General features: G+C 46.8%; 15 protein-coding genes. 2 read left to right on the forward strand and 13 right to left on the reverse strand.

What is annotated here, in order from left to right; all coding sequences use genetic code 11:
• On the reverse strand, positions 1-595 hold a 595-nt coding region (gene srtB, locus QZL69_RS01720; RefSeq protein WP_291517849.1), incomplete at its 3' end, for a class B sortase.
• Positions 596-804: 209 nt separating this feature from the next.
• Here srtB and fliB point away from each other — a divergent pair.
• Positions 805-1,953: a flagellin lysine-N-methylase gene (gene fliB, locus QZL69_RS01725; RefSeq protein WP_022213502.1), complete on the forward strand. Its 1,149-nt coding sequence runs from the start codon at positions 805-807 to the stop codon at positions 1,951-1,953.
• Between the two features lie 86 nt (positions 1,954-2,039).
• Positions 2,040-3,272 (forward strand): 6-phosphofructokinase, encoded by a 1,233-nt coding sequence (locus QZL69_RS01730; RefSeq protein ID WP_022213503.1) that lies wholly within the window; start codon positions 2,040-2,042, stop codon positions 3,270-3,272.
• A 93-nt stretch (positions 3,273-3,365) separates the two neighbouring features.
• Here QZL69_RS01730 and QZL69_RS01735 read toward each other — a convergent pair whose 3' ends face one another.
• The 12 genes from QZL69_RS01735 to QZL69_RS01790 form a co-directional block, all read right to left on the reverse strand.
• Positions 3,366-4,763 carry a uracil-xanthine permease family protein gene (locus QZL69_RS01735; RefSeq protein ID WP_022213504.1) on the reverse strand — a complete coding sequence of 466 codons (1,398 nt, stop codon included), beginning with the start codon at positions 4,761-4,763 and terminating at the stop codon, positions 3,366-3,368.
• Positions 4,764-4,957: 194 nt separating this feature from the next.
• Positions 4,958-6,664 carry a S8 family peptidase gene (locus QZL69_RS01740; protein WP_022213505.1) on the reverse strand — a complete coding sequence of 569 codons (1,707 nt, stop codon included), beginning with the start codon at positions 6,662-6,664 and terminating at the stop codon, positions 4,958-4,960.
• Between the two features lie 115 nt (positions 6,665-6,779).
• Positions 6,780-7,538, reverse strand: a complete 759-nt coding sequence (locus tag QZL69_RS01745) for a prolipoprotein diacylglyceryl transferase (protein WP_022213506.1) — start codon at positions 7,536-7,538, stop codon at positions 6,780-6,782.
• Positions 7,539-7,542: 4 nt separating this feature from the next.
• Positions 7,543-8,310 (reverse strand): arginase family protein, encoded by a 768-nt coding sequence (locus QZL69_RS01750; RefSeq protein ID WP_022213507.1) that lies wholly within the window; start codon positions 8,308-8,310, stop codon positions 7,543-7,545.
• A gap of 152 nt (positions 8,311-8,462) precedes the next feature.
• Positions 8,463-9,326, reverse strand: a complete 864-nt coding sequence (gene fba, locus QZL69_RS01755; protein WP_022213508.1) for a class II fructose-1,6-bisphosphate aldolase — start codon at positions 9,324-9,326, stop codon at positions 8,463-8,465.
• A 148-nt stretch (positions 9,327-9,474) separates the two neighbouring features.
• Positions 9,475-10,257, reverse strand: coding sequence for a tetratricopeptide repeat protein (locus QZL69_RS01760; protein ID WP_022213509.1), 783 nt, complete (start codon positions 10,255-10,257; stop codon positions 9,475-9,477).
• Between the two features lie 12 nt (positions 10,258-10,269).
• On the reverse strand, positions 10,270-11,520 hold the full coding sequence (locus QZL69_RS01765; RefSeq protein WP_022213510.1) for a DUF5716 family protein: 1,251 nt from the start codon (positions 11,518-11,520) through the stop codon (positions 10,270-10,272).
• Positions 11,517-15,062: a DUF5717 family protein gene (locus QZL69_RS01770; protein WP_022213511.1), complete on the reverse strand. Its 3,546-nt coding sequence runs from the start codon at positions 15,060-15,062 to the stop codon at positions 11,517-11,519. Before QZL69_RS01770 ends, QZL69_RS01765 begins: the two co-directional genes overlap by 4 nt.
• 148 nt (positions 15,063-15,210) lie before the next feature.
• Complete coding sequence (gene glpK / locus QZL69_RS01775; protein ID WP_022213512.1) at positions 15,211-16,692, reverse strand: glycerol kinase GlpK; 1,482 nt, start codon at positions 16,690-16,692, stop codon at positions 15,211-15,213.
• A 1-nt stretch (position 16,693) separates the two neighbouring features.
• Positions 16,694-17,626, reverse strand: a complete 933-nt coding sequence (locus tag QZL69_RS01780) for a transketolase family protein (RefSeq protein ID WP_022213513.1) — start codon at positions 17,624-17,626, stop codon at positions 16,694-16,696.
• Positions 17,619-18,452 (reverse strand): transketolase, encoded by an 834-nt coding sequence (locus QZL69_RS01785; RefSeq protein ID WP_118251735.1) that lies wholly within the window; start codon positions 18,450-18,452, stop codon positions 17,619-17,621. Before QZL69_RS01785 ends, QZL69_RS01780 begins: the two co-directional genes overlap by 8 nt.
• 7 nt (positions 18,453-18,459) lie before the next feature.
• A complete protein-coding gene (locus QZL69_RS01790; RefSeq protein WP_022213515.1) occupies positions 18,460-19,860 on the reverse strand; it encodes an L-fucose/L-arabinose isomerase family protein in 1,401 nt (466 codons plus the stop codon).
• Between the last annotated feature and the right edge of the window lie 68 nt (positions 19,861-19,928).

The raw sequence follows: 19,928 nt of genomic DNA on the forward strand, positions 1-19,928 counted from the left end.
AGGCAGAAATAATCTCATAACGATAATTCTTATCCGGTGTCAGGATCCAGAAATATTTACTCTTATTATAAGTCTCCTGATCCTCTGCAAATTTCTTGAGGTGGCCGAACATGGAACCATTCTTCATATTGTGTCCGTAAACCAGAGTATTGCAGTCGCTGAAATCAGGACTGTTTTCATAATCCACAAAAATAGTTCCTGCAAAATTATAGTTCTTCTCGTATGTCTGGTGCAGGTATGTTTCATTATCCTTGCCCTGCACGATCGGATAGCTGATGCCATCCAGTGCTTCTACATAAATCCAGCCTACTACATCTGAGTTCACGCTCTTAAGTGCTGCAAAATCCACGTCGATCGGGGCCTTTGGCTGTGCATTCGGTCCTGCCACTTCCTGCGAATCCGGTGCACGGTCTGTCACTGCCATCTGTTCAATGTGGTTATATTCATCTGTTCCTTTCTTGTATTCTGTGTAAATATGAAAAAGATTCACGGCTGCATAACAGAAAACTGCTATCGCCACAATAAGAACCAGGGTCAGAAGGATATCTCCTTTTTTCTTCTGCTTGGACTGATTCTCTGTGTTTTTCCCACTCATAATACACTCCTTTCGTCCAGACTTATTTCCTGCATTTTATCAGATTTAACTGTCTGTTCTGTAAAATCTTAGCACAGGACACATTTTACGTCAATGGAACCGGATGTGAATTTATAGTTATTTCATACTTATAAGAATGAGTATCTTGTAGAGAAGAAGTCAGGATGCTATAATTCATTGTATAATTTTTTACAAAGGAGACATCAAAAATGCAGATTACATTTCCTGCTTTTTATAAAGAATTTTCCTGTATCGCAGGAGCCTGTCCGGACACCTGTTGTGCGGGATGGCAGATCATGATCGATGACAGGAGTCTTAAGAAATACCGCCACTTTAAGGGTGCTTTCCGCAACCGGCTCTATAATGATATTGACTGGAAGGAACAGGCTTTTCGCCAGTATGACCATCGATGTGCTTTCTTAAATGAAGAAAATCTCTGCGATATCTACAGCGAAGCTGGCCCTGGCATGCTCTGCGATACCTGCCGGAAATATCCCCGCCACATCGAAGAATTCGAGGGACTGCGCGAATATTCCCTCTCTTTATCCTGCCCGGAGGCCGCGAGGATCTTTCTCTCCCGGAAGGAAAAAACTACTTTTGTCACAATAGAAAAAGAAACTCCTGAAGAGACGTATGATGATTTTGACTATCTGCTTTTTACTGCGTTGATGGATACCAGGGACTACCTCATTTCCATCGTTCAGGACAGAAACCTCCCCATGGAACTGCGCCGCCGCAAACTGCTTGCCTGTACACATGATTTCCAGCTGGCTCTTGACAAAAATGAGCTGTACCAGTGGGAAGATATCCGCGCACGCCACCAGAGCTCCGGCGTTGGAGATACTTTTCTTGCAAAGATCCAGAAGTGGACAACTTCCAGGACAGATTCTGTCACTTACCGTAAACAGGTCTGGAAAGCTGTCATTCCCGAGATGGAAGTCCTGCGCAAAAGATGGCGGAAATATCTCCACGAAACCTTACTCCCGCTCTACACGGCATGTGACTCCGAAGAAAAATTTACCAGCTGCTGTCAGGAATTCCTCGCAGCCTGCCCGGACTGGACGATCCAGGAAGAACAGCTTCTCGTTTATTGGATCTACACTTACTTCTGCGGAGCCGTCTACGATGACCAGATCTTCGCCAAAATAAAAATGGCAGTCGTCTGCACAGCCATGATCCACGACCTCGCCGTGGGTACTTACCTCGCAAATGACCACCATTTCACCTTTGATGACCTCGTATCCATCTGCTACCGCTTTTCACGAGAGCTCGAACACTCTGATCTCAATCTGAATGAAATGGAACGGCTGATGGATGAGAATGAGATTTTTGCGTTCAGGAACCTTTTGCTGATCTGAAACGCCATGCCCCTGAATCTTCATTTGTCAATTTCTCCCCCGTATGCTACAATGAATTCATTATTAACCTAATCGGAGGTATACAAATGTCAAAGAAAAATCTTATCGTCGGACAGTCCGGCGGACCTACTGCCGTGATCAACAGCAGCCTTTATGGAGTTGTTTCTGAGGGACTTGCCCATTCTGATGAAATCGGACATGTTTACGGCATGGTCAATGGGATCGAGGGATTCCTGGCTGGTCGTGTGCTTGATTTTGAGGAGGCTCTTCCGGGCGAGAAGCTTGCGTATCTTACTCACACGCCTGGCGCATATCTTGGTTCCTGCCGTTACAAACTGCCGGAATCTCTCGAAGATCCGGTCTATCCGAAGCTTTTCCGCAAGTTTGAAGAGATGAACATCGGCTGGTTTTTCTATATCGGTGGAAATGATTCCATGGATACTGTCAGCAAGCTTTCCCGCTATGCAGCCAAAATTGGAAGCTCCATCCGTGTGATCGGCGAGCCAAAGACGATCGATAATGACCTGATCCATACCGATCATACACCGGGATTCGGAAGTGCTGCCAAATACGTTGCATCTACTGTCCGTGAGATCACTCTTGATGCCAATGTCTATGAGAAAAAATCCGTGACGATCATCGAGATCATGGGACGTCATGCGGGATGGCTGACTGCTGCCAGTGCCCTTGCACGTAAATATGATGGCGACAACCCGTTATTTATCTATCTTCCGGAGACAGATTTTGACCAGGAAGCTTTTCTGAAAGATCTGGAAAAAGCATTCGAGACAAACTGCAACCTTATCGTCTGTGTTTCTGAGGGAATCCACGACGCTGAGGGAACTTTTATCTGCGAATACGACAGCTCTGTAGGAACCGACACTTTCGGTCACAAGATGCTTGCAGGATGCGGCAAATATCTTGAAAATCTTGTCCGTAGCCGTCTCGGTGTCAAAGCCCGTTCTGTAGAACTGAACGTCAGCCAGCGATGCAGTGCAGCCATGATCTCTGCCACCGACCAGCAGGAAGCTGTTGCTGCAGGTAAGTTTGGCGTGCAGGCTGCCCTTAACGGTGAGACTGGAAAGATGGTTTCCTTCATCCGCGAGGCCGATGCTGATGGTAATTACCAGATGGTCTGTGGACTTGAGGATGTCAATGAGATCTGTAACCAGGAAAAGGTCGTTCCGGCAGAGTGGATCACACCTGACGGTCACGATGTCACCGAAGATTTTGTCCGCTATGCCCGACCGCTGATCCAGGGAAATGTAAATGTTCCTCTTGGTGAGGACGGACTTCCGGCATTTGTATACCGTAAATAATTTTTTCCATAAATAAAAAAGATCCCTTTCCCCTCACTGTGGCTGCCAGAAACGGTTCCAGATAAGAAAGGGATCTTTTTATGTATTCAGTTTTTACTGCTGATCAAACTCTTCGTGATCCTGTTTGATCTTTTCTTTTACTTCTTTTTTGAGTTTTTCTTCTTCCTTGCGCTCTACGCGGCTCTTTGGAAGAATGACGTTCAGCACTACTGCGATCAGTGTTGCCAGAACTACAGGGGATTTACCAAAAATCGTAGTTACCCAGTCCGGGAAGCTTGCAAGTGCTGCGGATGCCTGAGAAACGCCGACACCGATCGCTGCTGCAAGGCCTACGATGGAAGAGTTTCTGTAATCCATCTCTGCGGAAGCTACAAGTTTCATACCTGTCATTGCGATGGAAGCAAATACGGATACGGTCGCACCACCGAGAACACACTGTGGGATCGTTGTCAGAAGTGCGGAGAATTTCGGCACGATACCTGCAACGCCGAGGATGACTGCTGCAAGGCCAAGGACGCAGCGGTTGATGACCTTGGTGGTTGTAACGATACCTACATTCTGGCTGTAGGTTGCTGTCGGAAGTCCGCCGAACAGTGCGCCGATCACATTGCTGATACCATATGCCATGATACCGTTCTGGAGTTCACGATCCTCCGGCACACGGTCCATTGCTCCGATGGTCGTTGCGGAATAGTCTCCGATCGCCTGTACGGAGTTGATCGCGAACAGAAGTCCGATGGCAACGCAGGCTGAGATCTCAAAGTGGATGCCAAAATGCATGAACTGCGGGAGCTGGAACATCTTCGCCTGACCTACACTTGAAAGATTCACCATGCCAAATGGAATGGATACGATATAACCAACGATGATACCAATCAGAATGGAAGCCAGTTTCAGGATTCCTTTGCCGAAATGGTTCAGTGCAGTTACAACTGCCAGTGTAATGAATGCTACCAGCCAGTTCTGCCAGGAACCGTAATCCGGATTGCTTGTGCCGCCCGCCATGTAATTGATCGCTGTCGGATACAGGGACAGACCAATGGTAAATACAACGGTACCTGTGATCAGCGGCGGGAAGAAAACTCTGATCTTCTTGACCAGAATACCCATGATAAATGCTACGACACCACCGACGATCTGCGCGCCCAGGATCGTCGAGATCCCATAACCTTCTGCGATCGCCTGCATACTTGGAACGTAGGCAAAGCTGACGCCCATGATCATCGGGAGTCCGGATCCCAGGGTGAAGCCGCCTTTCTTGCCGAGCGGGAATAACTGGATCAGGGTTGACAGTGCTGAGATGACCAGTGATGCCTGGATCAGAATAACTCGATCCTTAGCACTTAAGCCACCTCCTCCTACTGCTCCGGCTACGATGATCGCCGGGGTAACACATCCCACGATCATGGCGACTACATGCTGCAGGGCCAGCGGAATGGCTTCCTGGAATTTTGGAACGCCATTCAGTTCAAAAATACTTCCTCGTTTCATTGTTTCCTCCTGTTTCCGTTCCGCCGCCTCTCCCCTGTTTCTAATTGTCTGCCCTCTTGTGCGCCGGAATCATTTGTTTTTGAGATCATTCGTCCTAACCGCTCCGAATAATCGTCATTGTGCATATATTATAGCAAATCATTATCAAAAAAACAATTAGATTCACTAAATTTTTTTGTATATTCAACAAGATTTTACGTCAAAAGTTCAAACGTATGATACAGATCCACACGTCCATACCCCCAGTTCGGATTTGGGTACTGTATTATATCGTCACGGACTGCGCCGCGGCTTAAGTAGTTTTTGACGCTGTTGCCGGTGAAGTAGGGTTCGTTGCCGCGGATCAGGGCCCATTCGAACAGTAGGGCGGCGATCCCGGCGGCCTGGGCAGCTGCAAGGCTGGTTCCTGTTGCCTGTTCGAAGATCCGGCCGGCTCCGATCGAGGCAGTCAGGATTCCGACACCCGGGGCTGCGAAGTCTGGTTTTACGACATTTTCAGTGTTGTAGCCGCGGCTTGCCTGGACATAAAGACTGTTGTCGCGGTACTGGTATGCGGTTACTGTCATTCCGTCACGGGCATCTCCGGGGGAAGTGATCGTGAATTCCGGAGAGGATTTCAGGAAATAGGTCTCATCGGAGATCAGTCCCCTCGTCGGAAGCCAGATATGAAATCCTCCATTGGCCGGCATCCGTTCCTCCACCAGAAGTTTCCAGATCCCCGGTGCCGGATGCAGAAAACGGAAAAAAACCAGTGTTTTTCCCGTCCTTCGCTCGATCGGTATGTAGTTGACCAGGATCCTCGTTTCCACAAATACAAACGAAAGTTCCTGGGTTCCATATTTGAGGGCGGTGCTCACCGGAAGTCTCTCACCTGTCGGTGACTGGATCACGATATTATAAAAATTAGGAGAGTCACCCCAGAATTCCATCGAAAATCCTCTGGTACTCTCCTGCTCTCCTACTTTGAGTTCTACCGTATCTGTTTTTTCCTGCCGATCCGCCCCACTTAAATAATGATGTCTGGCTGTTCCTTCATTTCCCGCCGCGATCGAAATGGAGTTCTGGCTAAAACTTGCCGTGCTGTTGATAAACTCACTCAAAGGTCCGTCTCCGCGGTGCGCCCCCATATTCGTCCCAAGCCCTATGCAGATAGAAAGCGGCATCTGATTTTCTACCGCGCACTGTAACACATAAGCAATCGCCAGCATGATATCATCTTCCTGAAAAACCTCCGCTTCCCGTGGAAAAAGGTAAAAATCCCGCAGATATTTTTTGGCGGGCTTAAGCTTGACGATCACCAGCTCTGCTTCCGGTGCCGCCCCGGAAAAATTTTCTTCCGGAATCCGATTTCCTGCTGCTGTCGCAGCGAGCCTGGTTCCGTGTCCGTTTCTGTCGATTAAGGGCACGATCTCCAGCGGATTTTCGGCAGCAAGTGCCTCGTTGATCTGCACTCTGGTAAATTCTCTTCCATATGGGATCCGGCCGGAACGCCCTCCCGGAAGGGACTGGTCCCAGATACTCAGAATCTTGCTCTGATCACCATTACGAAAAGCCGGATGCTGATAGTCGATCCCTGAATCAATGACCGCCACCAGTGTTCCGGCTCCTTTTAATCTGAGGTATGGATGATCGTGAAGCTTGAGTACGCCAGATGCGCTCAACGCTCCAAGATCCATATAAGTGTAACATTTGGGAATAGAAGAATAAGAATAACTGTTGAATTCCAGTGCCGGAACATCCTGCTCCGGGACATAGAGGATCCCGAACAGGTCATTCACGATCTGAAACGTATCATCAGACTCATAATCAAAATCTCCATGAAGATTCTGGTTATATCGGACGATAAAGTTCTGATACTGCTGATCCTGTGCCGGCACGATAATGTCTTCCTGTATACGCATAGTCATCGGTCTCCTGCACATATTTCTGTACAGGCTATGCGATCAGCAGTAGCTTTATTCCTGTTATTTCACATCTTTTCTAAATCCGGCTTTCTGTTCCTGTCATCCAGTCTGCTCAGGCATTACTTTTCTTACTTCGGAGGATCAATATGATAATTCCCGCCGCCCCGGTAAACAGACTAATAAACTGAGAAGTCGACAGCACGCCCACGCTTCCACGGATCAGATCCCCGCGGAAAAATTCCAGAATAAACCTTCCGACGCTGTAAAAGATCAGATAACACGCCGCCACCTGTCCGTCCTTCTTCGTACGGCTGGCAAGAAACAAAAGCAGCGCAAAATGTGCAAAATCAAGCACGCTGGAATAAATCTCTGTCGGGATCAGCGGCACATTGTTTGGTGCAAACTCTGACTCATGAAAGGTGATCGCAAAGATACTGTCCGTTTCTTTTCCATAACAGCAGCCTGCAAGCAGACAGCCGATCCGTCCAAATCCCTGTGCCAGCGCAACAGACGGCATCACGAGGTCAAAATATTTCCAGAAATTGACTTTTTTACTCTTGCAGTAGATCCAGCCTGCGAGGATTCCTCCAAGAATCCCGCCATAGACTACAAATCCATCCGACAATGTGTCCAGAATAAATCCCGGATCTGCCATGATGGATTTCCATTCTGTGATCCAGTACAGAAGTTTCGCACAGAGCAGACCGCCCAGAAGCCCCCAGAGGACAAGGGCGAACACATGGTCACTGCTGAGTCGGAGCTTTTTTGCCCGGAGTTCTGTCACGATCCAGGCCGCGATCACGCCGAGCGCGATCATTGCGCCGTATCCATAGACCGTCAAAGGTCCTATCGTCAGGAGTTCATTTTTCATAAATCTATCGCTCCTTTCCCCATATTTCCAAAAGTTCCCGGTTCGCCAGATCGTTCAGATGATCACCCTCACAGGCATCCGGATCACATTCTCCGCAGACATCCATTCCCAGAATGTCCTGCTTTTCCAAAAGGATCTTTACAAACTGGCACAATTCTTCCAGTGTCATCTCTCCCTGGCTCCAGGTCGTTGAGACCTCCTCCGGACAGAGTACATCCTTATCAACCGAGAGATACGTCGGAAGTTCTGCTGTCAGCTCCTCAAAAAACGAAACTTTCTCCTCCAGCGTCATCTCTCCCAGCTTCTCCCTCGACAAAAAACGTACTTTTTCCCGAAGGACCGGTTCTGTCTGGTCAAAAGCCTCCTGATCTGGTCCGACCAGCACCACTTCTTTAAGAAGCGGAAGTTCCTCAAGGGACGCCGCCACCCATCCTCCACAGGAAAGCAATCCTCCAAATGCCGGCGGCTGCATATCGGTATGGTTGTCAAAAACGACCAGTCTGAATGGTGTGTTCAGTTTCTCAAGCCAGATACGGCTCATATAGTGATAATTGCCGGAATCAATGAAATGGATCCCATCTGCATCAAATTCCTCCAGCTTTTGCCGCAAAGTCTCCATTGCATCTCCATCGCAGTAGCAGTTGCTTCCCGGAAGTTCCTGTACCTCCACCCAGGAAATTTCTTCTCTCTGTATTTCTCCGTTCTGCCAGAACTGCTGCTCCTTGTAGATTCCCGAAAAATTCATAATGATGATATCTTCTTTTTTTGTCATAGAGCTATCTTACCACGAAGAGAAATATCCCGCAACCTCTGCGTGACAGGAACCCTGCTGAACAGCTTTTCAGAACACAAAAGACCTGGAAAAGATTCCGAAAAATCCTCTCCAGGTCTCTCTCTTTACAAATTACTCAAGCTGAATAAATCTCAGGCTTTGTTAACAGAACCAAACAGTTCCATTTTTTCTTTAACAGTAGCCTTGATTGCTTCGAATCCAGGAGCAAGAAGTTTACGTGGGTCATATCCTTTGCCCTGCTCATCCTTGCCTTCTTCGATGTATTTACGTGTAGCTGCAGCAAATGCAAGCTGGCACTCTGTATTTACGTTGATCTTGGATACGCCAAGGTCGATAGCTTTCTTGATCATATCAGCCGGGATTCCTGTACCACCGTGAAGTACGAGCGGCATATCTCCTGTCAGCTGCTGGATAGCGTCCAGAGTCTCAAAGCTCAGGCCTTTCCAGTTTGCCGGATATTTACCATGGATGTTACCAATACCTGCTGCAAGGAAGTCGATACCAAGATCAGCGATCATCTTGCATTCCTTAGGATCTGCACATTCACCCATACCTACAACACCGTCTTCTTCACCGCCGATGGAACCAACTTCTGCTTCCAGGGACATTCCGTGATCTGCAACGATCTTAACCAGTTCTTTTGTTTTTGCTACGTTCTCTTCAATCGGATAATGGGAACCATCAAACATGATAGATGTGAATCCGGCTTCAACACATTTCAGGCATCCTTCGTAGCTGCCGTGGTCAAGGTGAAGTGCAACCGGAACAGTGATGTTCAGTTCTTCCAGCATTCCTTTCACCATACCAACAACTGTCTTGTAGCCTGTCATATACTTTCCTGCGCCTTCGGATACACCGAGGATAACCGGAGAGTTGAGTTCCTGTGCTGTAAGCAGGATTGCTTTTGTCCACTCAAGGTTGTTAATGTTGAACTGACCAACTGCATAGTGACCAGCTTTTGCTTTTTTCAACATTTCTGAAGCGTTTACTAACATGATAAATTCCTCCTAATCTTATCGGAAGTTGGTCTTACCACTTCCAATTTATATGTCTAGTTTAACAGATTCCATCCATTTCGTCCAGTCTATTTGGACAAATTCCTGAGTTAATCTGGTAAATTTCTGACAATCTCCGTAAACCGGTTCAGGAACCGGTGCTCCTGTGGTAGTCTCTGGTGAGGTTTTCGAGCATTTTGTCTACGTTTTCGGAGTCCGCCGGAATCTCCGGTTTCTTCCCGAATTCTGTAAGTTTTGCCTTGATTTCTTTAAGAATCTCCTTTTCGACGCCAAGTCTTCTTACCAGATTCTGGTACTCTTCCGGTGTTTTTGTAACGCCAAACGCCAGAAGATACGCGATCAGTGACTCTCTGCTTCTGCTGCCTTCATAGGCTTTCTGGAAACATTCGACCGCTTTTTCCATCTGGAAGAGATAACTGTAGGCACAGCCCAGATTGTAGCAGACACTTTCTGTAAATCCCTCTCTTACTGTCTCCAGGTCATCTTCCTTCAGAAGTTTCTGATAAACCTGGATCGCATGGACGTACATGCCGCTTTCAACCAGGGCATCACCTTTGCACTTTTCTCTCAGAAGTGGGGATTCCTCCGAAAGTTTCTGAATCTGCATGTTCAGATTTTTCATTTCCTCATAAGTGAGGTAATTGATCTCCTTGAATACCGGATACAGAAATTCCTCTATACTGAAATTCCGCACAAACAGAGTCCGAAGCTTCGCTGCCAGTTTCGGAAGATCCAGTTCTTCCTGAAACCATACGCACAGACGCTCATTCAGGATCGTCTCATCGACCAGGTACAGATTGTGATAAAAATAATAACAGAGTTCTTCCAGGGAATAAACATTCGTGCTGATATTCTCGATATAATACGGAATCTCTGCTTTTTTTGTCTGGCATAAAATATATCCGCTCATGTCATTCCCTCCTTACCATTTTGTGATCTCTGTCCATACTTTGCCGCTTGACGGGAACATTTCTCCAAATCCAAGATCTGTTACTGTGATCTCACACTCTTTCTGTGAAATATACTGAAGTTTCACATGCAGGCGAGTGGTCTTGTTCGGACGTTTCGGAAGACCCGGAAGGCGCATACCGATCCGCCTCTTTTCGGTTTCACCCATTGCTGTGGCATTAAATACCAGTTCTTCCGTGCCATCCAGGATCAGCTCGCATTCTGCGCTGCATTCATACCAGTTGCGCCCTGCCTCGATCAGCGGATAGCTGGCCTGTGCCCCCATGACACGCATATCCATTCCGACATCTGTCATGACGAGAGAATTTCCCAGATAGCGGTAATCTTTAAGTTTATGCGTGATAAAGCGTTCTGCACCGGCCGCACAGGCACCCCTGGCAAAAAGATTGTTTCCGTAGAAAACCTTTCTTTTCTGATAGCAGAGAAGTTTTACGGATTTCTGTGCCCATTCCTGGTCAAAACCGCTGCCATCGATCTGAATACTTGAATATAATTCGCTTCCAAGAGTATTCTTGATAAAAGTATAAAAATCCGCGTCTCTCTGTTCATCATCTGTATCATTGAGATCTGTCTCCACCGCTTCTTCCAGCTTTACCAGAACCGGCTTCGCTCCGGAATTCATGACCAGCTTGCGGAAAGTTACATGATTTTTGTCAAAATTGTACCAGCCCACGCTCCGGTTCCAGGTTTCTGCTTTCTGTGCCATGATATAATAATAGAAGCTTTCTTCATGATCCATAATGATGAAACTGCTTCGTGGAATCTCCAGCAGTTCTCCTGCCTTCTGAAGGTTTTCGACCTGTATGTCGTCCAGCGATTCCATGGTGACTGTAAGACAGCGGATGTTTCTGTTAATATCTGCCACACCCGTCAGTTTCAGCATACCTTCCAGAAAATATGCCAGAATCTCCCATGGCTGTTTTTCTTCTCCTGCTACCTGAACGGTCTTGCGGCTTCTGGAGATCCCGCAAAGATCTTCTACCAGAAAACCGCCCTTTTCTCTTGCAAAATATTCTGCTTCAATGCCGATGCAGTAATCCTTCTGTTCGACTCTCCTGCACAGACAGGTCGGCACTTCATACTGGCTGCTGCCTACTTTTACCGGAAGGGAACGCGGCTCTTCTGCTTTTCGGTCATAGTAGCAAAGCTGAGAATATTCATTTCTCAGATCGATCCCGATAATTAAATCTCTTGTTTCGTTCATTTTGCATTTTCCCTATCTATTGTAAACATCTCTTTTACATATTGTTCCTGGCGGAGATAACTCTTGAGTTCCTCTTTGACTTCTTTCTTCTTGTCCAGTCTTCTGTCAGAAAGCATCTGGTTGAGAAGCTGGTACTTGCTTCCGGAAGTTCCCTCGATCTTTTTCATGTTGAGTACACGCTCTGCCGTTGTTCTGGTACTGCGCTCTCTGTCGATCTGGAAATAATAATGAAGATTTTCACCATAAAACAGAGTAAAGGTTCTTCCGAAAATTCCCTCATAGATTTCTCTTAAAGGTTCGCATTTGTATTCCAGTTCTGTTCCAAGTCCCGTATCCAGCGCATAAAACAGGGTGACTCTAGCTCCCGGATGTGCATGGCATTCTACGAATGTCTTGTCATCCAGCTGATATGGGCTCAAAAGTTCCGGAGAAAGCCTGCGGAAAAATCCAAATACAAGATTCCGCTTCGCACATTCTTCCAGAATCTTCTGCTCCATTCCGATGTATTCCGGCTTCGGATTTTTTTCTCTGGAAATTTCCTGCAGAAGTGCCAGACGGCATATCAGGTTCAGCGGCCAGTTATTTGCATATGCGTATTCCAGTCTGCTCCGTACAAACGGGCTCATGGTATATTCTTTCACAAAAACGCCATAGGATACCTGCGTCAGATAAGCTCCGATCAGATTTTCCTTTCCGGACTGGTTCACATAGGATTCCAGCACAGCTTCGCCTTCCTTGCGGTAATCTGACGTAAAGATCAGAAACTCCAGGATTCTTTCTTCCAGATCATAAGTGTCCATCTCAAATCCACGCGCACTTTTCCAGATAGAGATCAGCTCTCCGACCGGTCCAAAGCGGTACAGCATCAGATAGTGAAGAATAACTTCATCGTATTTGCCTTCGCGGTATACTTCTGACGCGAGTGCCAGAAGCTCATCGTCCTCTGCCATGTCACTCTTGAGGATCATCCTGCTGGTAAGTTTGAGCAGACTGCTGAGCTCGATACCTTCATAGCCATATTCCTCTACAAGGCTCATCGCCTGGCGGAACATTCTTCGGGAGATCAGCACTTCCAGAAGGACTTTACGGTCTGCCTCCATATATCTGCGGTAATCCAGTTTGTACAAATAACGGTCCATATCCTCTCCGTCCACATGTGCCGCATAAAAATCCAGGATCTGCTTCCTGAGAGAATTTCTGTATTCCTCTGTGCATGCTTCTGTCTCTGCGAGTTTCTGGAAATATTCAAGATTATCTGCGTTCAGTTCATGTCTCTCGCAGTAGTGCAGGAGCGCACCGGTATCTTCCGCTCCACGTTTCAGGATTCCATCGAGTGCATCGCATTCATCCAGAAGTTTTTTGAGATTGTAGTGTACCGTAGATGCATAACAACGCTGTTTTTCATCACGGAACAGAAGAACTGCATCTTCCGTATAAATTCTCGGATAGGCAACGCCCTTCACACAGGGGTAGATCTCCTGCTCTGCCAGCTGACTGTGGCAGACGATCACCTCGCGCACCTTTGGATCATCGCAGTAAAGACGGCTGGTAAACAGTTTTTCTGCGATTTTTTCCGCATCTTCTCTACCCATTGGTTCCAGAAGGAATTCCTGATACAGAACTGCATAATTCTCATCGATCTGGCCATCCTCCACCTTGCGTTTTGCAAAACGTTTCATGGTGTCTTTGTAGCTTTCGTAGGTCTGAGGGTCTCTGTCCTTATAAGTGATCACGCTGGCATAGACATACGCCTTGCGTGCATCTCCCAGAGAATTGTCATTATAGGCAAAATACATCAGAAGCTGCTTTGGAAGCTGTCTCCGATAGGAAATGTCCATTGTTTCCATATAATATTCGTAAAGTCTTGTGATGCGCAGGCCTCTCTGAACAGCAAGAGAAAACCAGCGGAAATACTGCGGTTTGCGCGGATCTCCCTTCATCACATATTTGCAGATCGCTTCCAGTACATCATCGGACGGAAATCTGTCATATCCTGCGGCCAGCGCCTTATAAAGACAGCCGTAGAATTTTTTCTCATAGCCGGACAGGTATGCCAGGCGCATCACCAGTTCCTCGGTAAGGAAGCCTCTCCTGCCGGCATAGTGGAATACCTGCATCCAGAACGGAGAAAGTCTGTGCAGGTTGGAAATATCCCTGCTGATCCAGTTCCATGCTTCCAGGTAAAGAATCGGGCTGGTACATCCCTTCTCATACAGTTCCTCCATCATAAAAAGTGCCATGGAAGGAGAATTCTGATAAGTCGGATCCATCTGCAGAAGAATCCAGAGAAGCTGGAAACTGTCAGACTTCTGCCGGAAAAAGTTCTGAATCTTCTGGAGCGCCTGCCCCTTGTCTCTGTAAAGCCCTACCAGGGTACACAGATACAGATAGGTTCCTGCTTCCTCCAGTTCATCCCTTGTAAATTCCTTGCTCTGGTAGTTTTTGAGAATTTCCTTTGCAAGACTCTGGTTGTCCTCAAGATAAGCAAGATATGCCTCAAACAGACGGTACTCCGGATATTCATTTCCGGATTCATGAAGTCTTTCCAGAATTCTGTGAGATTTCTCCGCCCAGGTCTTGAAGTCGGTTTTTTCTTCGCAGTAATCAATATAGGCATGAACCAGTCCTGCCTTGCGGCGTTTCTCTTCTGTATTCAGATCAATGCGGATACGCGCACCCCTGGATGCTGTCACATGATAAACAAGCTCCTGATACGGGCTTTTTACGATGATCTCTCCGAACTGATTTCCTTTTTTGAGTTTTTCTGAGTGTATTACATAATTGATGCGGCAGCTGCTTCCGATGAATTCATCCTGAGTGATCACATGACGCTCAGGCTCCAGGAAATCTACGGTCGATTCGATCTCCAGACGGAGATATCCCCACCCTGTCTTGTGAATATCAAAAGATTCCTGTATGGATTCTCTGAGTCCGAAAAAGTCTGCTGCTGTTGTTTTGAGAGAAACAGAGACCGGATCTTTTTCTCCGAGACCGATCAGAAATTCCTCCAGGTTCTGATAGTTGGAGGATGTCGCAGAAAGGCCTGCATACAGTGCCTTCTGTTTCTTGTCTGCCTTTGCCATGACTGCTGCAAAAGACGGTTTCTTAAACAAATGATAGGCTGTTTTGAAATCCTCTGCAGCGGTCTTTTTGAATGTTTCGATGTCCTTTATTTCTTCGAGAAAGTTCTGTTCTTCGTTCTGTCTGGCTTCAATAGAGAATGGAATCTTGTATTCTCCTATGCTTGAAGTAACACAAAGCCAGCCTGTACATACCTCGCCCGGCTGCATTCCTGTCCCGTCGGCACCATACGGAAGGCAGACGGTCGTTCCCGAAAAGCGGCTGCTTCCCGGAACAAGTCTGCGGTTGGAAGAAGTTATGTATCCCTTTATCTTGTCATTGTCCTCTGTTCCAAGATAAAGCTCTCCCCGTGCTGTCTTTCCTGCCTCCAGGGTGATGGACAGCTTATCCTTTGAAAAAAGAAGCCGGGGCTGATCGTACTTGAATTTTCCACTGAGTAATTGTTCAATCTGTTTTTTCAATATGGTTCACCTTGATTTATCCCTAAAAATTGTATTTTTGGCTCACATATTCAACATTATACACTACATCTGTTTGATACGCAAGAAAAGACAGCCCGTTATCTTTACGATAACGACTGTCTTTTTCTGTGTTCTGAATATGATGCTGTTACTGAAGAACCTGCGCAACAGCCTTTTTCCATCCCTGATACTTCTGATCTCGTTCTGCGGCATCCATCTTCGGTGAAAATCTGGTACGGCTCATCTGACTGAAAACTTCTTCACGGTCATAGATTCCCACTGCAATACCGGCCGCATAAGCAGCTCCGATACCGGACAGTTCTTCCGCGGACGGAACCTGTACGGACACCTCTGCGATATCGCTCTGGAACTGCATCAGATATTTGTTTCTGGTCGGGCCGCCATCTACGCGGAGTTCTCCGATCGCAATGCCGGATTCCTCGCTCATGGCTTTTACTACGTCGGTAATCTGGTATGCGATGCAGTCCAGACCGGCGCGGACGATCTCAGCTCTTTTTGTCGTTCTGGTCATTCCTGTGAGAATTCCCTCTGCCTCGCTGTCCCAGTAAGGTGCTCCAAGTCCGGTAAACGCCGGAACCAGATATGCATGGTCTTTTGGATTCGCCTCAAACGCCAGTGCTTCTGTCTCACCCGGAGAGGCGATCAGCTTCAGATCATCCTTGAGCCAGGTAATCACAGCCCCTGTATAATTGATATTTCCTTCCAGAACATAGTTCACTTCTCCATTCAGTTTCCACGCAAGAGAAGTTACCACGCGGTTACTGTAGACCGGTTTCTTACCGATGTTCATCATAATGGAGGAACCTGTTCCGTAAGTGGTCTTGATCATTCCTGTCTCGATACATCCCTGTCCAAACAGTGCTCCATGGGAATCTCCAAGAACACCGCGGATTGGAATCGGTGCATCCAGATAACCGCCAAAATCTGTTGTGCCGTATTCGCCATCGGAATCTGTCACTTCTGCAAGGCAGGATACCGGGATCCCAAACAGTCCGCAGACTTCCGGATCCCAGGCAAGCTCTCCGATATGGAACATCTGAGTACGGGAAGCATTGGAATAATCGGTACGGAATTCTCTTCCACCAGTCAGCTTATAGACCAGCCAGCTGTCGATCGTTCCACAGCAGAGTTCGCCTCTGTCTGCCTTTTCCTGTGCTCCCGGCACATTCTGGAGGACCCAGGCGATCTTTGCCGCTGAAAAATATGGAGATAACTGAAGCCCTGTATGTGAACGAACCAGTTCTTCTGCATTTTCATGCTCTGCAGCGATCTTTTTGCAGATCTCACTTCCTCTTGCACACTGCCATACAACTGCATTGTATACCGGTTTTCCGGTTTTGCGGTCCCAGACAAGAGCGGTTTCTCTCTGATTGCTGATTCCAAGTACAGAGATTTCTTTTTTGTTGATTCCTGCTTTTTCGATGAGATTTTTTACAACCTGAAGGGTATTCGCATAAATCTCCTCCGGATCATGCTCTACCCATCCACGTTCATCGATATATTGTTTATGTGGAAGATCAGCTCTGCAGACAAGGGCTCCTTTTTCATCAAAAAGGAGTCCCTTTGTTCCCTGTGTACTCTGATCGATCCCAAGTACATATTTATTCATATTATTTCACCAGTTCCGCTGCTTTTTTTGCGATGCCTTCTGCATTTAATCCATAATAATCAAACACTTCTCTGGATGTTCCTGTGATGACCGGTGCATCCGGAAGAGACATATTGACTACCTTACGCGGGCACTCGCTTCCTACCACCTGGCTTACCATGGAGCCAAGTCCGCCGAACGGTGCATGTTCCTCTACAGTAAGAACTGCTTTTGCATTGGAAGCAGCCTTTACGATCGCTGCTGTATCAAGCGGTTTGATACAGTACATATCTACTACAGCTGCACTGATTCCCTGCTCTTTCAAAAGCTCTGCTGCTGCCTTTGCAGGTCCTACCATCTCGCCGCAGGCAATGATCGCAACATCGCTTCCTTCACAGATCACTGTTGCCTTATCCATCTCAAATGGTACATTTCCTTCTTCGTAAACAGGGTCTACTGCGTTACGTCCAACGCGTATATAAGCTGGCTTTTCATCCTTGAGAAGTGCTTTTGTCAGTTCTTTTGTCTGAAGATGATCACTCGGGATATAAACTCTCATGTTCGGGATTGCAGACATTGCTGCGATATCCTGTGCAGAATGATGGCTCATTCCCAGTGCACCGTAGCTTACACCACCGCTGATTCCGATGAGTTTTACGTTAGTATTGGAGTAGGCAACATCTACCTTTGCCTGTTCATAGCTTCTTGTAGAAAGGAAGCAGGCCGGTGATACTGCATAGGATTTTTTGCCGCATTTTGCAAGTCCGGCAGAGATACTTACAAGGTTCTGCTCTGCGATACCTGTCTCTACAAACTGATCCGGATAAGTTTCTGCAAAAGGGGTAAAGGATCCGCTTCCTCTGGAATCGCTGCACAGTGCAACGATATCTTTATCGGTTTTTGCTGCTTCCATCAGCACTTCACAAATCATCTGTTTATTGGCAATTTTACTCATTGAGAGCAGCCTCCTTTCTTGCTTCCAGGTCTTTCATGATCTGATCATATTCTTCTGCATTCGGTACATGATGATGCCATGCTGCCTTGTCTTCCATGACAGAAGATCCACATCCCTTGATGGTGTTTGCGATCAGTACGGTTGGTTTTCCTTTGACTGTTTTTGCTTCCTCAAACGCTGCATTTAACTGGTCGATATTGTTGCCGTCTTTTACATCGATCACGTTCCATCCGAAGCTTCTGAATCTTTCGTGAAGATCATCCTGATGCATAACGTCCTCTGTATTTCCGGAGATCTGAAGACGGTTTCTGTCGACTACTGCACAGAGATTGTCGAGTTTGTACTGGCTGGCTGCCATTGCACCTTCCCAGACAGAACCTTCTGCCAGCTCGCCATCACCCATAACGGTGTATACACGATAGGTGAGACCATTCATTTTTCCTGCAAGTGCCATACCAACACTTACCGGAAGTCCATGTCCCAGAGAACCGGAGTTCATTTCGATTCCCGGAAGCTTATTGTTCGGATGTCCGATAAATTTGGAACCGAATTTACTGAAGGTATCAATTACTTCCTGTATCGGGAAGAAGCCTTTCTTTGCAAGCACTGCATACAAAGCTTCCACAGAATGTCCTTTACTCATAACAAAACGGTCATGATTCGGATCATCCATATTGTCCGGTGTTACATTCATCTGATTAAAGTACAGTGCTACCAGAGTATCCATAACACTCATATCACCACCGATGTGTCCGGCTTTTCCGGCACAGATCATATCAATTACATCTTTTCGTAAATCATAGGATAACGCTGTCAGATTTTCCATATTCATCTCATTCTCCTCTTAAATAAGCTTTTACATCTTCTTCGATCGGGTCGTAGAGATCCGGTTTTATGCCGATATATTTACATGCCTCATACAGTACCGGAACAACATCCTTGTGGATTCCCACACAGTGATGGATGTAAGGTCCTTCTACGATCTTGGCTTCCAGTCGTTTGATATTTTCTACTTCTACCCAGAGGTAAGTTCCCATTCCCTTTGGTCCGTCCACGCCTTTGGCATTTCCAAGAAGGAGGGAATATTCTCCATTGTCTCCGTCGAAACGTGCCAGAGTAACCTCTCCATGTTTTGCCTCAGCTGTGATCGCACCCGGATGACTGAATGCCAGCGGATAGGTGATCTTTGGTGTTTCTCTTGCCACGGAGATCGGCCATGGTCCGCAGTGCTGCAGAAGCTCACCATTTTCGATATCCGGATGGCGGATGGTCCAGTCTGCAAAGAAGCTTCTGGTATCTCCCATTCCTGCTGCCTCTACCATCAGTGCGGTGATTGCACCGTGAATGTCAGTTTCGCAGACAACCGGGATTCCTTCTTCGTTCAGAAGTGAATTCGCTGCGCACGGCATGATTCCAAGTTCACACTGCAGCTGGTTCCAGCACTGGATTGCTCCTGCCTGACATCCGTATTTTGTGATCAGGTTCTTCATTGCTACCTTGAGGGCTGCCACGTTTTCAAGTTCATTGTCTTTGATGTCAATGATCATGTTCTGGCGGCAGTATTCCATTACTTTGGCAACTTCCGTTCCTTCTTCTTTTGCTTTCTTTACTTCATCAGTAAGTTCCGGCATCGGGATCGGAGTAAGCTGGATATTGAATTTCTCCAGAAGTTCTCCTTCGTTGCACATGGTGGTCCAGAATTCATATGGTCTTGTGGAAATCTGAAGGATTCTGATGTTTTTGAATTTCTTTACTACGTTGCAGACTGCCATGAAGTCTCTCAGGCCACGTTCAAAAACAGGATCGTTCAGACGACAGTTTGTCATGTAAGTAAACGGTACCCGGAATCTTCTGAGTACTTTACCTGTTGCAAAAAGTCCACACTGAGTATCTCTTAAACGAACACCGTTTTCATCCGGACGCTCATCCAGCGGCCCCCAGAGAAGAACCGGAACTCCCAGTTCCTTTGCAAGTCTTGCACATTCAAATTCAGTACCAAAGTTGCAGTGCGGAAGAAACAGACCGTCAATTTTTTCTCTTTTGAACTTCTCTGCGATCTTGTACATTCCTTCATCATCATAGAGAAGTCCTTCCTCGTTGATGTCTGTGATATCTACAAAATCGATTCCAAGCTCTCTCAGTCTGTCTGCAGTCAATCCACGATACTTTACTGCATCTGGTGCACTGAAAATACTTCTTCTTGTCGGTGCATATCCAAGTTTAATATGGTCCATGGTATTTCCCCCTTAATGTGTTTTTGCGTTTCTCTTTCTGTAAACATTATTATAAACTGTTCATATTA

It is taken from the genome of Blautia sp. CAG:237 (assembly GCF_000436615.1).
GTDB classification, from domain to species: Bacteria; Bacillota; Clostridia; order Lachnospirales; family Lachnospiraceae; genus Blautia_A; species Blautia_A intestinihominis.

Bases quoted from the DNA above. Each gene is read 5' to 3' on its own strand.
- fliB (WP_022213502.1), top strand. From the start codon at position 805: ATGCAGATTACATTTCCTGCTTTTTATAAAGAATTTTCCTGTATCGCA.
- QZL69_RS01730 (WP_022213503.1), top strand. From the start codon at position 2,040: ATGTCAAAGAAAAATCTTATCGTCGGACAGTCCGGCGGACCTACTGCC.
- QZL69_RS01735 (WP_022213504.1), bottom strand. From the start codon at position 4,763: ATGAAACGAGGAAGTATTTTTGAACTGAATGGCGTTCCAAAATTCCAG.
- QZL69_RS01740 (WP_022213505.1), bottom strand. From the start codon at position 6,664: ATGCGTATACAGGAAGACATTATCGTGCCGGCACAGGATCAGCAGTAT.
- QZL69_RS01745 (WP_022213506.1), bottom strand. From the start codon at position 7,538: ATGAAAAATGAACTCCTGACGATAGGACCTTTGACGGTCTATGGATAC.
- QZL69_RS01750 (WP_022213507.1), bottom strand. From the start codon at position 8,310: ATGACAAAAAAAGAAGATATCATCATTATGAATTTTTCGGGAATCTAC.
- fba (WP_022213508.1), bottom strand. From the start codon at position 9,326: ATGTTAGTAAACGCTTCAGAAATGTTGAAAAAAGCAAAAGCTGGTCAC.
- QZL69_RS01760 (WP_022213509.1), bottom strand. From the start codon at position 10,257: ATGAGCGGATATATTTTATGCCAGACAAAAAAAGCAGAGATTCCGTAT.
- QZL69_RS01765 (WP_022213510.1), bottom strand. From the start codon at position 11,520: ATGAACGAAACAAGAGATTTAATTATCGGGATCGATCTGAGAAATGAA.
- glpK (WP_022213512.1), bottom strand. From the start codon at position 16,692: ATGAATAAATATGTACTTGGGATCGATCAGAGTACACAGGGAACAAAG.
- QZL69_RS01780 (WP_022213513.1), bottom strand. From the start codon at position 17,626: ATGAGTAAAATTGCCAATAAACAGATGATTTGTGAAGTGCTGATGGAA.
- QZL69_RS01785 (WP_118251735.1), bottom strand. From the start codon at position 18,452: ATGGAAAATCTGACAGCGTTATCCTATGATTTACGAAAAGATGTAATT.
- QZL69_RS01790 (WP_022213515.1), bottom strand. From the start codon at position 19,860: ATGGACCATATTAAACTTGGATATGCACCGACAAGAAGAAGTATTTTC.